Genomic DNA, 15,405 nt, shown 5'->3' with positions numbered 1-15,405 from the left:
GGTTGAGAACCACCCATCGGTGCACGCTCTCGCACGCACGCACGCGACAGTACCCAGGGAATCCCCTCTCCCAGCAGCGCGTCAGATCGATACCGGCAGCTTGAAATACGTACCCAGGCCGTCCAGGAACATCTGTACCGAGATGGCGACCAGCAGCATGCCCATCAGGCGCTCGATGGCCGTCAGGGCGCGGTGTCCGAGCAGTTTGTACAGCAGCGGTGCGGAGGCGAGGATCGACGAGGCGCCGATCCAGGCGATCATCAGCGCCAGACTCCAGTCCCAGAGCCGCGTGGGCTCGTTGCTGCCCATGAGCATGACCGCAGCCATTCCGGACGGGCCGGCCACCAGCGGGATGGCCAGCGGCACGATGAAGGGCTCGCCGTCGGGGATTTCACCCATCAGACCTTCGGGCCGCGGGAAGATCATGCGGATACCGATCAGGAACAGCACGATGCCGCCGGCGATGGCCACCGATTCCTGGCGCAGATGCATCAGCTCCAGCGCGTACTTGCCGCCCCACAGGAACGCCATCAACACACACAGGGCGATCAGCAGTTCACGCGCAAGCACGAAGCGCTGGCGCTTGGGCGGCAACGGCTTGAGAACGCTGAGAAACACCGGGATGTTGCCCAGCGGGTCGAGAATCAGAAACAGCAGCAGCGCCGCTGAAAGAATGGTCATACCGATGGACTCCAGATCGCACCGCGATGTGTCGCCCCAGCAGCTGACAACACGCTGACGCATGCAGGTGCGTAACGTGCGGCATCGACTGCGTTGCTGTCTTCGTGATGGGTGAAAGCACGTGCGCGTAATGCGGTGCGCATCGGGCCGGGCTGCAGACCGCTGATGCGGACAGGGCCAGCGGCAGTTTCATGATGCAAACTCGCGATCAGGCCACGCTGCGCATGCTGGGCGGCGCCGTACGCCCCCCAGTAGGCCTGGCCGACGCGCGCCGGGTCGTCCACTACAAATACCACTGCCGCGTCGTGCTGCTGACGCAGTAGCGGCAAGCATGCCTGGGTCAGCCACGCGCGCGCAATCAAGTTGACGTGCAAGGTGCGCGCGAAATCCGCAGGTGCGACGAGTTCGGCTGGCGTCAGGCCGGCAAAGTCGGCGGCGCAGTGCAGCAGGCCATGCAGACCACCGAGCTCAGCCTGCAACCGTTGCGCGAGTGTGGCGTAGTCGTCCGGCGTGGCGCCGGCCAAATCCAGTGGATACAGCAGCGGCTCGGTACCCAGCGCTGCAACCGCGTCGTATACGCGCTCCAGCGGGCGCAGCTTGCGCCCAAGCAAGACCACCGTGGCGCCCGCGGCTGCGCATGCCTGCGCCGCTGCGGCGCCGAGGCCGCCGGCAGCACCGGTGATCAGCACCACGCAACCCGACAAGGCCGCTGTTTGAGGCTGGGCCTGTGCCGCATTCACGGTTGGTACGCTTCGCTGACGATGCGCTTGAGCTCGCCGGCTTCAAACAATTCCAGCGTGATGTCGCACCCGCCGATCAGTTCGCCATGAATGAACAATTGCGGGAAGGTCGGCCAGTTGGAATAGCGCGGCAAATTGGCGCGTATCTCCGGCTCTTCGAGCACGTTGACCGTGCGCAGCTGATCTGCGCCGGCGGCTACCAGGGCCTGCACAGCGCGACTGGAAAACTCGCACATCGGGAAGTGCGGGGTGCCTTTCATGAACAGCACGATCGGGTGTTGTTCGACTTCGGCCTGGATCCGTTCCATCACCGGCATTGGACTCTCCTGACTGGGAGCGGCAGGCCCGACCGCCGGGTCGGATAGACTTCCGCAAAGGCGCGCATTGTAAGCCTTCAACGCGACCTGTCGCCGCACTCCCTTCGCTGCCCTTGCCATCATGCCGATCGAACACCTTGCACTGCCCTACTCCCGCACTGCCCTGGAGCCGCATCTGTCCAGCGCAACACTGGAGGCGCACCACGGCGTCTGTCACCGCAGCGAGGTGGAACAGCTCAACGCGCGCATCGAAGGCAGCGAATTTGCCGAGCTGACGCTGGAAGAGATCATCGCGCAGGCGCAGGGCACACTGTTTCATCTCGCCGCGCAGGTGTGGAACCACAATTTCTACTGGCAGTGCCTGCGTCCGCGCGCTGGCGGCGAGCCGCTTGGACAGCTGGGCGACAGCATCGCCAAATGCTTTGGCGACTTCGTGCATTTCAAACAAGAATTCAATCGCGTGGCCTTGACCAGCTTCGGCTCGGGCTGGGTGTGGCTGGTTCAGCGCCCTGACGGCGCGCTGGCAGTGGTCGCCACACCCAATGCCTCCACCCCGCTGACCGGGCCGGACATTCCGCTACTGGCTTGCGACATCTGGGAACACGCGTATTACCTGGACTACCAGCAGGATCGCGGGCGATACCTGGATGCTTTCTGGAAGCTGGTCAACTGGGATTTTGTCGCAAGCCGGCTGGGCTGACCGCCCAGCTTCCGTTGGCAGGTGGAGACTGGCTCATCTGCCAACGAAGTTCCGAGCGTTCTCGAACCCGGCACCAGCGCGTCATTGCGGAAAACGCCTTACACAGCGCTGACTCACCGCCGATGCGCTGCCCGCATCACCCTTCGTTCAAGCGCGCAATCACCGGCAGAACTTGCGCATCGCGCAGCAACGCCGCACCTGCATCGCTTACCGCCGCTGCAAGCGCCTGCGTTGTCTCCGCACGCAACGTCGCGTGCCCCACCTTGCGGCCATCGCGCGCCTGCTTGCCGTAGTCGTGCCAATGCCCGCCGGGCACTGCCAAAAATGCGCCAGCGTCCGGCATCGCGCCCAGCCAGTTGAGCATGCAGGCATGCCCGCGCATCGCGGTGCTGCCGAGCGGCAAACCGAGCACCGCGCGCACATGATTTTCGAACTGCGAGGTCTCGGCACCTTCGATGGTCCAGTGCCCGGAGTTGTGCACGCGCGGCGCCATTTCGTTGGCAAGCAGCTCACCGTCGCGTACGAACAGTTCCAACGCGAACACGCCGACATAATCGAGCTTTTCCGCTATTGCACGTGCATGCGATTCCGCCACGGCCTGTAGTGCCGTATCCACGCTTGCAGGTGCCAGGCTGGCCGACAGCACACCGTCCACGTGCCAGTTTTCGGTCAACGGCCAGGCGCGGAATTCACCATCGCGCCTGCGTACCGCGACCACGCTCACCTCGCGCTGAAACGGCACAAAGGCTTCCACGATCAATCCGACGTGCGCTGCCTGCGCGCCGAGTGCATCCCACGCTGCATCGGCATCGGCGAGCGTCTTGATGCGGAACTGGCCCTTTCCGTCATAGCCAAAGCGGCGCGTCTTCAGCACGCACGGCGTGCCGATACGCGCGAGCGCTGCATCCAGGCCAGGCCGGTCGTCGATCGCGGCAAACTCCGGCACCGGAATGCCGAGCTCCCGGAACAAGGTTTTTTCGCTGAGCCGATCCTGCGCAACTGCAAGCGCAGCCGGACTCGGGTACACCGGCACCTGCGCGGCAAGTTGCTGCGCGCTGGTGGCCGGCACGTTCTCGAAGTCGAAGGTGATCACATCCACCTGTTCGGCGAATGCGGCAAGTGCCGCAGCATCGTCGAACGCACCGACCTGCAGCGGCGCCACCTGCCCCGCACAGGCGTCGGCCGCCGGATCGAATACCGCAAAGCGTATGCCGAGCGGCGCACCGGCCAGCACCAGCATGCGCGCCAGCTGGCCGCCACCGAGAATGCCGACAGTGCTCATTGGCGCGGGTCGTCGCTGGCCATCACATCGTCGGTCTGCTTGGCGCGGAACTGCGCCAGCGCCTGCCCGATCTGCGCCTGCTCGGGCGCCAACATGGCCGCAGCAAACAACGCCGCGTTGGCTGCACCCGCATTGCCAATGGCGAAGGTAGCCACTGGAATGCCGGCTGGCATCTGCACGATCGACAACAGCGAATCCATGCCGTTGAGCGCCTTCGACTGCACCGGAACGCCGAGTACCGGCACGGCGGTCTTGGCCGCCAGCATGCCCGGCAGATGCGCCGCGCCGCCGGCACCGGCAATGATGGCGCGCAAGCCGCGCTCGCCGGCTTGCTCGGCGTAGGTGAACAATACATCCGGGGTACGGTGCGCCGAGACCACCTTGACTTCGTACGGCACGCCCAGCGCGTCGAGCTTCTGAGCTGCGTGTTGCATCGTCTCCCAATCCGAACGGGAGCCCATCACGATGCCGACCAGCGGCGCGGAGTGGTTGGAGGTCATGGCCCTGCCCTGCGGTAAAGACGTATTCTAGCCAATCTCCACGCAAGACAAGACTTCGATGGATCGCAAATTGCTCGACCTGCTGTGCTCGCCCGACACCCGCCAGCCGCTTTCGCTGCTCGACGGCAAGGGCCTGGAAGCACTCAACGCCGCCATTGCCGGCGGAACCCTGCAGCGCGCCGACGGCGCCGCACAAACCCAACCGCTGCGCGAAGCGCTGATCACCCGCGACCGCAAGCAGATTTTCCGCGTCGACGACGGCATCCCGGTGCTGCTGGCCGAAGAGGCTATCGCCACCACGCAAGTCGCCGACTTCCCCGAGAAGTGAGCCTACCGGTGCACACCAACGTGCCGGTCGCGCCGCCCGCCGAATCGATCGAAGCCGATGTGGCGCGCGCCCTGGCCGAAGACATCGGCAGCGGCGATGTGACCGCCGCGCTATTGCCCGACCAGGCAGACAGCGCGTACCTGCTGTGCAAACAGGATGCGGTGATCGCAGGCCGCCCCTGGTTCGATGCCACCCACCGCGCGCTCGACCCGCAAGTGCACATCGATTGGCAGGTACACGAAGGCCAGCACGTGGCTGCCGGCACGGTGCTCGCGCTGCTGCAAGGGCGCAGCCGTAGCCTGGTCAGTGCCGAACGCACTTCGCTCAATTTCATGCAGACGCTGTCTGCCACGGCCACCACCACGGCGGCCTATGTGGCTGCCGTGGCCGGGACGCATGCGCGCATCCTGGACACGCGCAAGACGCTGCCAGGCCTGCGCGCCGCGCAGAAATACGCCGTGCGCTGCGGCGGTGGCGACAATCACCGCATCGGCCTGTTCGATACGGTGATGCTCAAGGAGAATCACATCCGTGCAGCCGGGTCGTTGAGCGCTGCCGTGCATGCCGCACGCGCGCAGCAACTGCAGCTGCCGCTGGTGGTCGAAGTGGAAACGCTGGAGCAACTGCATGAAGCATTGCAGGTTGGCTGCACGCGCATCCTGATCGACGACTTCGACCAGGCCATGCGCCGCGAAGCGGTGCGTATCGTTGCCGCATTGCCACCCGAACGACGCATTCCGTTGGAAGTCTCCGGCAGCGTGGATCTGGCCGGCATTCGCGCAATTGCCGAAGACGGCGTGGACTGCATTTCGATTGGTGGGCTCACCAAGCACGTGCAGGCAGTTGATCTGTCGCTCAAACTCGGCCCGCCGCCAACGCGCTGATTTCACGCGTGCGCGCAGCCGGCTCTGGCAGCCTGCTGCGATCGTTTCCGTGCAGGATCTGCAATGACCGTACAACCTTGGCCGTGGCTCTGCTTATTGCTGGCAGGTGTTGGAAGCAGCGCTGCGGCTGCGGAAGTGTGCGATATCCCGCCACGGTTCGGCACCAGCGCCGCTGCCATCGCCATCGTGCGTAATGCCTGCAATGAGCACCGTTTGTGGCAGCGCCCGTTTATCGATGCCAAGGGTCGCGTGGCCAGCCTGGGCGTCACCGAAGCCGAATCGGGTTATCTCGCCGACCATGGTCTGGTCGCCTGGCAGCGCGTTGCAGGCTACTGGCGAGGCAGCGGCACACTTGCATCGATGGGCGGCCGCCCCGGCGCATCGAGCTGCGCGGCACTGGATGGCACGCGCTACACCGCCAGCGACTGCCGCGCGTTTCTGATCGACAACCCATGGTCGGCCGCTTTCATTTCCTGGGTGATGGCGCAGTCGGGGCTGAGCGGTTTTCATCGTTCCGCACGCCATCTGGATTACATCCGCAGCGCTTACAACGACGGCGCCACTGGCCCGTACCAATTCACCGATCCGGCGGTCGAAAAGCCCGCGCCGGGCGATCTGCTGTGCCTGCTGCGCGGGCGCAGCGCCGCGCTGGGTTATGCCGGTCTGAAGACTGCGCTCGGTGGTAGCGCATCGATGCCGTGGCAGTCGCATTGCGACGTGGTGGTGGCCGCCAGCGTCGGCGGCGATCGCACGCTGTACTTGATCGGCGGCAATGTGTTCAACACGGTGATGATGCGCAAGATGCCGCTGGATCGCGCCGGTCGCGTGGTCTTGCCAACGCCGCAATCGGACAGCAGCCAGGACCCGAACGAAGACAGCCTGGGTATTGCCAGCGAGTGCACGCCGGCGCACGAAGAGCTATGCGACTTCAATCGCCGCGACTGGGCCACACTGCTGAAACTGCGTCCTGATGCGGCAATGGTTGCGCCGCCACCGACAGCGCCACTGCCGACACCCAGCATCACGCCTGCAGAACACACGATGCCCCCAGGCTTTCCGCGGGTCGTACCGCCGCGTCCGGAAACGCAGCCTGCGCCACAGCAACAGCAACAGCAGGGATAGGTTGTCGCGGTAAAGCCTCTCTCCCGTCGGGAGACAGGCTTGGGTGGTGAGCGCGACGCCATCGATTCACTTCTGCTGGCGGGTGGCGCCGCGTTCGGCCTTCGCGGCGGTGATATCTCCCTGCGGCGCACCTTCATCCGGCACTGCGTGCCCCCTTCTCCCCCATGAAGGGGGACACTGTCCCGATGGGAGAAGGAATCGAGCAGTGATCGCACACAACAAAAAAGCGGGCCGAAGCCCGCTTTTTCGTCATGCATCACAGCTGACGCATTAGGCAGCAGCGGTTACTCGGCCGAAGCCGGAACGCCTTCGCCTTCTTCCACCGCCTTGATCGACAGACGGATGCGGCCCTGCTTGTCCACTTCCAGCACCTTGACGCGGACCAGATCGCCTTCCTTCAACTTGTCGCCGACCTTCTCCACGCGCTCGCTGGAGATCTGCGAGACGTGCACCAGGCCATCCTTGCCCGGCAGGATGGTGACGAACGCACCGAAGTCCATGATCTTGGCGACCTTGCCTTCGTAGATGCGGCCCGGCTCCACGTCCGAGGTGATCTGCTCGATGCGCGACTTTGCAGCTTGCGCAGCGATCGCATTCACCGAGGCGATGATGATCGTGCCGTCGTCCTGAATGTCGATCTGCGTCCCGGTTTCCTTGGTGATGGCCTGGATGGTCGAGCCACCCTTGCCGATCACTTCGCGGATCTTGTCCGGGTGGATCTTGATGGTCAGCAGACGCGGCGCGTAATCGCTCAGTTCCTGACGCGGCGTGGTCAGCGCATGCGCCATCTCGCCGAGAATGTGCAGACGGCCGGCCTTGGCCTGCTGCAATGCCTGCTTCATGATCTCTTCGGTGATGCCTTCGATCTTGATGTCCATCTGCAGCGCGGACACGCCTTCGGCAGTACCGGCCACCTTGAAGTCCATGTCGCCGAGGTGATCCTCGTCACCCAGGATGTCGGAGAGCACGACGAAGTCGTTGCCTTCCTTGACCAGACCCATCGCGATACCGGCAACCGGTGCCTTGATCGGCACACCGGCGTCCATCAGCGCCAGCGAGCTGCCGCAGACCGATGCCATTGAGGACGAACCGTTGGACTCGGTGATTTCCGAGACCACGCGGATGGTGTACGGGAATTCTTCCAGGCTCGGCATCACCGCCAGCACGCCGCGCTTGGCCAGACGGCCGTGACCGATTTCGCGACGCTTCGGCGCACCGAAACGACCACACTCGCCCACCGAATACGGAGGGAAGTTGTAATGGAACAGGAAGTTTTCTTTGTACTCGCCCGAGACGGCGTCGATGACCTGCCCGTCGCGTGCGGTGCCGAGCGTGGTGATCACGATCGCCTGCGTCTCGCCGCGGGTGAACAGTGCCGAACCATGAGTACGCGGCAACACGCCAGCCTTGGCGCTGATCGGACGCACCGTATCCAATGCACGGCCGTCGATACGCACCTTGGTGCTCAGCACCGAGCCACGCATGGTCTGGTATTCCAGCTCGCCGAATTCCTTCGACAGATCACCGGCAGCCCAGCCTTCGATCGTGGCGCGCGGCGCCAGCGCACCCAGCACATCCTTCTTGATGGCCGAAATCGCATCGCGACGCTGCAGCTTATCGCGCACCTGGAACGCCGAAGCGAGCTGGTCGCCCACTGCCTCCTTCAGTGCGGCGATCATGCCGTCATTCTTGGCCGGAGCCACCCAGTCGGACGGCTTGGTGCCGGCTTCGACGGTCAGCTCGTTGATGATGTTGATGACTTTCTGCATTTCGCGATGGCCGAACGTCACCGCGCCCAGCATCACTTCTTCCGACAGCAGCTCGGCTTCGGACTCGACCATCAGCACCGCATTGGCGGTACCGGCCACGACCAACTCGAGCTGAGAATCCTTCAGCTCGGTCACGGTCGGGTTGAGGATGTATTCGCCATTCTTGTAACCGACCTTCGCTGCGGCGATCGGGCCGTTGAACGGGGTGCCGGCCAGCGACAGCGCGGCCGATGCGCCGATCAGCGCAGCGATATCGCCGTCGATGTCAGGGTTCATCGACATCACGGTGGCGATGATCTGCACTTCGTTCTTGTAGTCCTCCGGGAACAGCGGACGGATCGGGCGATCGATCAGGCGCGAGATCAACGTTTCCTTCTCGGTAGCGCGTCCTTCGCGCTTGAAGAAGCCGCCCGGGATGCGGCCGCCGGCGTAGAACTTCTCCTGATAATCAACCGTCAGAGGAAAGAAGTCCTGCCCTTCGCGCGCGCTTTTGGCGGCGACGGCGGTGACCAGCAGTACGGTGTCGTCGAACTTAACGATGACGGCACCGCCTGCCTGGCGAGCGATTTCGCCCGTCTCAAGGGTGACGGTGTGCTTGCCGTACTGGAAGGTTTTGGTGATTTTTGCCACGGAGGTTTTTTCCCTTAGGTGTTGCTGTCTGCGTTGGACCGTCGTCGACCCATGCCGAGAACGGGCGGCCGGGAGGCTCCGGCCCAAGATTGCGTGTTGCGAAAAACGGAGTGCGATTGACCAAAACAAAACCGCGGCGCATCGCTGCGCCGCGGCGGTAGGACTCGATTAGCGGCGCAGGCCGAGCTTCTCGATCAAGGACTTGTAACGCTCGTTGTCCTTCTTCTTCAGGTAGTCGAGCAGGCTGCGGCGACGGTTGACCATCTGCAGCAGACCGCGACGGCTGTGGTGATCCTTCTTATGGGTCTTGAAGTGACCGGTCAGCAGCTCGATACGTGCGGTCAGCAGAGCGACCTGCACTTCCGGCGAACCGGTGTCCTGGGCGCTGCGCTTGTTGTCTTCAATAACTTTCTGGGTGTCGACAGACATGATGTTTTCTCGATAGATGCGTGGTCGACAGGAACGTGCGTGACGCACCGTCGGACTCGCCGTTTGCTTAGGATGAGCGCGCTTGGCGCTGAGGTGCCCCGATCGGGGCCGCGAAATTGTACCGTTGCGCGGCCTAGGGAACAAGTTGACAAAATCTTAACAGACCGAAATCTCGTTCAGTCCATTGAACAATCGCTGTGGCGACAAGCGCCCGTCCGCATCCACCACGCCTAGGCCTGAGGGGCTTCCGTCCGGTCCGAACACGGCCACCTGGCCAGTCGGGAATGCGGCATCGCGCAAGCGCTGGCCCATGCGAAAACGCGCTGCGAGGGTCTCATCGAGCACGATCCGCGCAAAATCGGCCAGACCAGCCTCGATCGGCAGTAATAATGACTGCGCTTCTGCGCCCGCCTCCAGCGCTGTCGTCAACGCCTCCAGCGTGATCATTTGCCGATCGCGAAAGGGCTCCACCCAGAGCCGACGCAACGAAGCGATATGCGCGCCGCAGCCCAGCACTTCGCCGAGATCGCGCGCCAGGCTGCGGATATACGTCCCCGAGCCGCAGGTTACGCGCAGTTGCAGACGCGGCGCGCAGTAGCCCAACACCTCGATCGCCTGCACCTGAACCTCACGTACCGGCGCCTCGATGGCTTCGCCGCGCCTGGCCTTGGCATATAGCGGCTCGCCGCCCTGTTTAAGCGCGGAATAGATCGGCGCCTGCTGCTGGATGCGGCCGATGAAGGGCGCCAGCGCCGCCTGTAGATCGGCCTCGCTCACGTCGGGCACCGCACGTTCGCGCAGCGGCTCGCCGTCGGCATCGTCGGTATCGGTGGTGACGCCCAACACGATCTGGGCGTCGTAAGCCTTGGCCGACCCAAGCAGCAGTCCGGCGATCTTGGTCGCTTCGCCAAAGCAGAGCGGTAGCAGGCCCGTGGCCAGGGGATCCAGGCTGCCGGTATGGCCACCCTTCTCTGCGCGCAATAACCGGCGCGCGGCCTGCAATGCGTTGTTGGAACTGAGCCCGGCCGGCTTGTCCAGCAACAGGATGCCGTGCAACGGGCGGTAGACGATGCGGGGTTTCAAAAGATCGGTGCTCGAATCGGGCGCTGTGCGGGCCCGCAGGAATCAGGGCCGCAGCAGAGGCGGCAGGCCGTGACAGCGCTCAGCGCTGTTCGGCGTCTTCGTCGCTGGACGTGGCCTCGGGACCGACGTCGTCCAGGTCACGCAGCAGATTGTCGATGCGTTCGCCACGATCGACCGAATCGTCGTAATGGAAATGCAGCTCGGGCACGTGGCGCAGCTTCATCGCGCGCGCCAGCTGCGTGCGCAGCTGCCCGGCGATTTCCTTGAGTCCCTTGACCGCTTCGGCCGAACGTTCCTGCTGCAGCGCGGTGACGAACACCTTGGCATGCGCCAGGTCGCGGCTGATTTCGACGTCGGAAACGCTGACCGACGGCAAGCCGTGGTCGCGCACGGCCGCGTGCACGATGGTGCCGAGGTCGCGACGCACCTGCGCAGACACGCGGTCGGTGCGATGGAATGATTTGGTTGCCATGGTCGTGGACCTTGTTGATTCGGAGGGCCAGTCGGCACCGAAGCCAAAAACAAACGCGGGCGGCCATGCCGCCCTCGCCTTGCAGAACCTGCGTTGGACAACTCCGCAGGGCGGAGTCCGGGGCCCGCAGGCCCCGGCAGCCGTTACAGCGTACGGGCGACTTCGATACGCTCGAAGCACTCGATCTGGTCGCCGGCCTTGACGTCGTTGTAAGCCTTCACACCGATACCGCATTCGGTCCCGTTGCGCACTTCGTCGACGTTTTCCTTGAAGCGACGCAGCGATTCCAGCTCGCCTTCGAACACCACGACGCTGTCGCGGAGCACGCGGATCGGCTTGCTGCGCTTGACCACGCCTTCGATGATCATGCAGCCGGCAACCGCGCCGAACTTCGAGCTGCGGAACACGTCGCGGACCTGCGCGATACCGATGATCTCTTCGCGGATTTCCACGCCGAGCAGACCGGAGGCCACCTGCTTCACCTGGTCGATCACGTCATAGATGATCGAGAAGTAACGCAGATCGATACCGTTGGACTCGACGATCTTGCGCGCCGATGCATCTGCACGCACGTTGAAGCCGATGATCGTGGCCTTGGAGGCCGCCGCCGAATTGGCATCGGACTCGGTAATGCCGCCCACGCCGGAGTGGATCACGTTGATGCGGATGTCGTCGTTGGACAAGGCCACCAGCGACTGCTTGAGCGCTTCCACCGAACCCTGCACGTCGGCCTTGATCACCAGGTTCAACACCTGCTGACCCTCGCCCTTGCCCATCTGGGCCAGGATGTCTTCCATGCGGTTGGTGGCCGAGGCGACCAGACGCGATTCGCGACGCTTGGTTTCGCGCTGCTGCGCCACGTCCTTGGCCAGACGCTCGTCGTCGACGACCACGAAGTCGTCGCCAGCTTCCGGCACGCCGGACAGGCCGAGCACCTGCACCGGAATCGACGGGCCCGCCGAGGCCGGCTGATGGCCGGTTTCGTCGAACAGTGCACGCACGCGGCCGTACTGAATGCCGCACACCAGGTAGTCGCCACGCTTCAGCGCACCCTGCTGCACCAGCACCGTCGCGACCGGGCCGCGGCCCTTGTCCAGCGAGGATTCGATGACCGTACCACTGGCGCGGCCGTCGGCCACTGCCTTGAGTTCCAGCACTTCGGCCTGTAGCGAAATCGCGTCCAGCAACGTGTCCACACCGGTACCGACCTTGGCCGACACTTCGATGAACTGGGTATCGCCGCCGAACTCTTCGGCCACCACGTTTTCGGCCAGCAATTCGTTCTTGACCCGCAGCGGATCGGCGCCGGTCTTATCGATCTTGTTGACCGCCACGATCAACGGAACGCCTGCCGCTTTGGCATGCGCGACCGCTTCCTTAGTCTGTGGCATCACGCCATCGTCGGCTGCAACCACCAGCACCACGATGTCGGTGATCTTGGCACCACGGGCACGCATCGAGGTAAACGCGGCATGGCCGGGTGTATCCAGGAAGCTGATGACGCCACGATTGGTTTCGACGTGATAGGCACCGATGTGCTGGGTAATACCGCCGGCTTCGCCCGAGGCGATCTTGGTGCGACGGATGTAATCCAGCAGCGAGGTCTTGCCGTGATCGACGTGACCCATGATGGTGACCACAGGCGGACGCGAGGTGGTGTCGCCCTGCGCGTCTTCGGCATGCGCCAGCAGCGCGTCCTCGAAGTCGGCATTGTCGGCACGCACGGCCTTGTGGCCGAGTTCTTCGGTCACCAGCGCAGCGGTGTCGTGATCGATGCTCTGGGTGATGGTCGCCATGACGCCCATCTTGAACAGCGCCTTGACCACGTCGCCGCCCTTGAGCGCAAGCTTCTGCGCCAGGTCTGCAACGGTGATGGTCTCGCCGATCGCCACTTCACGCACCACCGGTGCGGTCGGACGTTCAAACCCGTGCGGGCCGCTATTGCTCTGGTTGCTGCCGCGACCGCCATCGTTGCCACGGCGCGACGACGACGAACCCGGACGACCGGTCGGCTTGCCACGCACGTTGGAACGACGCGCACGATCGGCCGCAGACAGGTGCAGCTGACCGGCAAAGCGCTTGGTCGCATCGTCGTCTTCGACGCCAGCCACCATGACGTGCGAACCGCGCGTCTTGTGCTTGGCGGCGTTGTTGCGGTCGTCCGGACGAGCCGGCGTGGCCGGACGCGAGGCAGGCGATGCGCCACCTGGACGCGAAGGACGCGGTGCGGAAGACGGCGACGACGGTGCACGTGCAGCAGGCGCTGCGGCAGACGGCGTCGTCGCAGCAGCAACCGGGGCCGGCGCACTGGCAGCCGCAGCGGCCTGCTCGGCAGCCTTGCGCTCGGCCTCCACGCGGTCCTTGACGGCCTGCTCTTCGTCGCGCTTGCGCTGGATTGCTTCGTCGCGCACGCGGTCGCTTTCGGCCAGGCGCTGCTGCTCGTCGAGGTTGCGCTTACGCGACTCCTCGAGCTTGCGCAGGATGTCGGCGCGCTCTTCGTCCGGCGTCATCGGCGCGGCACGGCCGCCGCCTTCGTTTTCGGACTTCACGTAGGTGCGCTTCTGCCGCACTTCCACGTTGACCGTGGTCTTGGTGCGGCCGGCGTTGACCGTGACTTCCTGCAGCTTGCGCCGATTGAGCGTGATCTTCTTGGCTGCCTCGCTCGCCGCTTCGGCGGGCGTGTCGGCCTTGCCATGCGTGCGACGCAGGAAGCCAAGCAGTTTCATCTTCTCGGTGCTGGTCACGACCTGGTCGGGACCGCTGAACTTCATTCCGGCCTCGGCCAGTTGAACCAGCAGTTTATCGACCGGCGTATTGACCAGTTCGGCAAGCTTGCGGATGGTGGTTTGCTGCGACATTCGGATCCTATGATCTGGTTGGCGCCCCCTCGCCCAGAGCAAGGGAAACGCTGATTCTAAGCCCTGATGGGGTCAGGGCGCGGTTCATTGCCGGCTCATTCGCCGCGCTCCAAACGGGCGATCTCCTCGGCGCGGGCCGCCAGGATCAGCGCCGCGGCGCGCTCCTGGGTCATGCCCTCGATGCCGAAGTCGACGATCTCGTCCGCGGCCAGATCGGACAAGTCCTCGCTGGTACGCACGCCGTGCTCGGCCAGAGCAAAGGCCGTCTCCTCGTCCATCCCCTCCAGCGCCAGCAGGTCCTCGGTGGGCTGAGTTCCTTCCAGGCCTTCTTCCTCGGCCAGCGCTGCATTGAGCAGCGCATCGCGGGCACGGGCACGCAACTCTTCGACGATGTCTTCGTCGAAGCCTTCCACCGCCAACAACTCGCCGACCGGGACGTAGGCAATTTCTTCGACCGTGTTGAAGCCTTCGGACACCAGGATCGCGGAGATTTCTTCGTCCACTTCCAGGCGATCCATGAACAGCTGGCGCGCCGCTGCCTGCTCGGCCTCGGACTTGGCGGCCACCTGATCAGCGGTCATCACGTTGAGCTGCCAACCGGTCAGGCGGCTGGCCAGACGCACGTTCTGGCCGCCCTTGCCGATTGCCTGGGCCAGGCGGTCTTCCGCCACGGCCAGGTCCATCGAGTGCTTGTCTTCATCGACGATGATCGACTGCACTTCCGCAGGCGCCATTGCGTTGATGACGAAGTTGGCCGGGTTCTCGTTCCACAACACGATGTCCACACGCTCGCCATTGAGCTCGTTGGACACTGCCTGGACGCGCGAACCCCGCATGCCGATGCACGCGCCGATGGGATCGGTGCGGGCGTCGTGCGCGATCACCGCGATCTTGGCGCGGTCACCCGGATCGCGTGCGCAGGCCTTGATCTCGACCAGGCCCTGGCCCACTTCCGGCACTTCGAGCTTGAACAGCTCGATCATGAATTCGGGTGCGGCGCGGCTGATGAACAGCTGCGGGCCACGCGGCTCGGAACGCACTTCGGCCAGATAACCGCGGACGCGGTCGCCCGGGCGCAACACATCGCGCGGAATGCCCTTGTCTTTCGGAATGAAGGCTTCGGCATTACCGCCCAGATCGACAAAGATATTGCCGCGTTCGGCACGCTTGACCACACCGGTGATCAACTCACCAACGCGATCCTTCCACGCGTCCACCACCTGCTGACGCTCGGCTTCGCGCACACGCTGCACGATCACCTGCTTGGCAGCCTGCGCAGCGATACGGCCGAAGTCGGGGTTTTCAATCTGTTCTTCGATGTAGTCGCCCACATCCACGCCGTCGGCTTCGTCGATGGCATCCATCAGACGCACCTGGCGGTCCGGAGATTCCATCACCACGTCATCGGCAACCACTTCCCAACGACGGTAGGTTTCGTAGGTACCGTCCTTGTGATCGATGGTGACGCGGGCCAGCACGTCCTGGTCGGGGTAGCGTTTCTTCGCTGCGGAAGCCAGCGCGGCCTCGATCGCATCGAAGATCACTTCGCGCGGCACGCCTTTTTCGTTGGCCACCGCATCCACTACCAGCAAAAGTTCCTTGCTCATTTC

Annotated in this window: 15 protein-coding genes; 4 read left to right on the top strand and 11 right to left on the bottom strand. The window is 64.2% G+C overall.

From position 1 onward, the window contains the following. Window positions 1–81 precede the first annotated feature (81 nt). Genes M0D43_RS19505 through grxD form a run of 3 tightly spaced genes read right to left on the bottom strand, consistent with a single transcriptional unit; the run spans window position 82 to window position 1,738 of the window. Complete coding sequence (locus M0D43_RS19505; RefSeq protein ID WP_064508074.1) at window positions 82–681, bottom strand: YhgN family NAAT transporter; 600 nt, start codon at window positions 679–681, stop codon at window positions 82–84. Further along, on the bottom strand, window positions 678–1,421 hold the full coding sequence (locus M0D43_RS19500) for an SDR family NAD(P)-dependent oxidoreductase (protein ID WP_252162670.1): 744 nt from the start codon (window positions 1,419–1,421) through the stop codon (window positions 678–680). The genes M0D43_RS19505 and M0D43_RS19500 overlap by 4 nt, the downstream gene beginning before the upstream one ends. Then, entirely contained in the window at window positions 1,418–1,738 is a 321-nt protein-coding gene (grxD, locus tag M0D43_RS19495) for a Grx4 family monothiol glutaredoxin (RefSeq protein ID WP_101361415.1), read from the bottom strand. Before grxD ends, M0D43_RS19500 begins: the two co-directional genes overlap by 4 nt. Window positions 1,739–1,859: 121 nt before the next feature. Here grxD and M0D43_RS19490 point away from each other — a divergent pair, with 121 nt between their 5' ends. After that, window positions 1,860–2,438, top strand: coding sequence for a superoxide dismutase (locus M0D43_RS19490; RefSeq protein WP_252162669.1), 579 nt, complete (start codon window positions 1,860–1,862; stop codon window positions 2,436–2,438). A 136-nt stretch (window positions 2,439–2,574) separates the two neighbouring features. Here the strand turns inward: M0D43_RS19490 and M0D43_RS19485 are convergent, their stop codons facing one another. Further along, the gene (locus tag M0D43_RS19485) at window positions 2,575–3,720 is read right to left on the bottom strand and encodes a 5-(carboxyamino)imidazole ribonucleotide synthase (protein WP_252162668.1); all 1,146 of its coding nucleotides are present in this window, start codon (window positions 3,718–3,720) and stop codon (window positions 2,575–2,577) included. Then, window positions 3,717–4,220 (bottom strand): 5-(carboxyamino)imidazole ribonucleotide mutase, encoded by a 504-nt coding sequence (purE, locus tag M0D43_RS19480; RefSeq protein ID WP_101361418.1) that lies wholly within the window; start codon window positions 4,218–4,220, stop codon window positions 3,717–3,719. Before purE ends, M0D43_RS19485 begins: the two co-directional genes overlap by 4 nt. A gap of 58 nt (window positions 4,221–4,278) precedes the next feature. On the opposite strand from purE, the gene M0D43_RS19475 reads away from it, so the two are divergent. The 3 genes from M0D43_RS19475 (at window position 4,279) to M0D43_RS19465 (ending at window position 6,554) form a co-directional block, all read left to right on the top strand. Further along, window positions 4,279–4,548: a Trm112 family protein gene (locus tag M0D43_RS19475; protein WP_252162667.1), complete on the top strand. Its 270-nt coding sequence runs from the start codon at window positions 4,279–4,281 to the stop codon at window positions 4,546–4,548. Then, entirely contained in the window at window positions 4,545–5,432 is an 888-nt protein-coding gene (gene nadC, locus M0D43_RS19470; RefSeq protein WP_252162666.1) for a carboxylating nicotinate-nucleotide diphosphorylase, read from the top strand. The genes M0D43_RS19475 and nadC overlap by 4 nt, the downstream gene beginning before the upstream one ends. Window positions 5,433–5,495: 63 nt before the next feature. After that, complete coding sequence (locus M0D43_RS19465; RefSeq protein WP_260807497.1) at window positions 5,496–6,554, top strand: DUF2272 domain-containing protein; 1,059 nt, start codon at window positions 5,496–5,498, stop codon at window positions 6,552–6,554. A 284-nt stretch (window positions 6,555–6,838) separates the two neighbouring features. Here M0D43_RS19465 and pnp read toward each other — a convergent pair whose 3' ends face one another. The 6 genes from pnp to nusA all read right to left on the bottom strand — a co-directional run bounded on the left by pnp (window position 6,839) and on the right by nusA (window position 15,402). Next, a complete protein-coding gene (pnp, locus tag M0D43_RS19460) occupies window positions 6,839–8,953 on the bottom strand; it encodes a polyribonucleotide nucleotidyltransferase (RefSeq protein WP_101361421.1) in 2,115 nt (704 codons plus the stop codon). Window positions 8,954–9,121: 168 nt separating this feature from the next. Then, window positions 9,122–9,382 (bottom strand): 30S ribosomal protein S15, encoded by a 261-nt coding sequence (gene rpsO / locus M0D43_RS19455; RefSeq protein WP_003485583.1) that lies wholly within the window; start codon window positions 9,380–9,382, stop codon window positions 9,122–9,124. A gap of 156 nt (window positions 9,383–9,538) precedes the next feature. Further along, the gene (gene truB / locus M0D43_RS19450; protein WP_252162664.1) at window positions 9,539–10,465 is read right to left on the bottom strand and encodes a tRNA pseudouridine(55) synthase TruB; all 927 of its coding nucleotides are present in this window, start codon (window positions 10,463–10,465) and stop codon (window positions 9,539–9,541) included. A gap of 79 nt (window positions 10,466–10,544) precedes the next feature. Continuing rightward, complete coding sequence (gene rbfA, locus M0D43_RS19445; protein ID WP_010371223.1) at window positions 10,545–10,937, bottom strand: 30S ribosome-binding factor RbfA; 393 nt, start codon at window positions 10,935–10,937, stop codon at window positions 10,545–10,547. Window positions 10,938–11,080: 143 nt separating this feature from the next. Further along, window positions 11,081–13,795: a translation initiation factor IF-2 gene (gene infB, locus M0D43_RS19440; RefSeq protein WP_260807496.1), complete on the bottom strand. Its 2,715-nt coding sequence runs from the start codon at window positions 13,793–13,795 to the stop codon at window positions 11,081–11,083. A gap of 95 nt (window positions 13,796–13,890) precedes the next feature. Then, window positions 13,891–15,402, bottom strand: coding sequence for a transcription termination factor NusA (nusA, locus tag M0D43_RS19435; protein ID WP_101361424.1), 1,512 nt, complete (start codon window positions 15,400–15,402; stop codon window positions 13,891–13,893). Window positions 15,403–15,405: the final 3 nt, after the last annotated feature.

Origin of the sequence: Xanthomonas prunicola, assembly GCF_025266575.1 — a bacterium.
In the GTDB taxonomy this organism is placed as follows: Bacteria; Pseudomonadota; Gammaproteobacteria; order Xanthomonadales; family Xanthomonadaceae; genus Xanthomonas; species Xanthomonas prunicola.
Note: the sequence above shows the minus strand (reverse complement) of the source record. Positions and strands in the feature narration are given on the sequence as shown.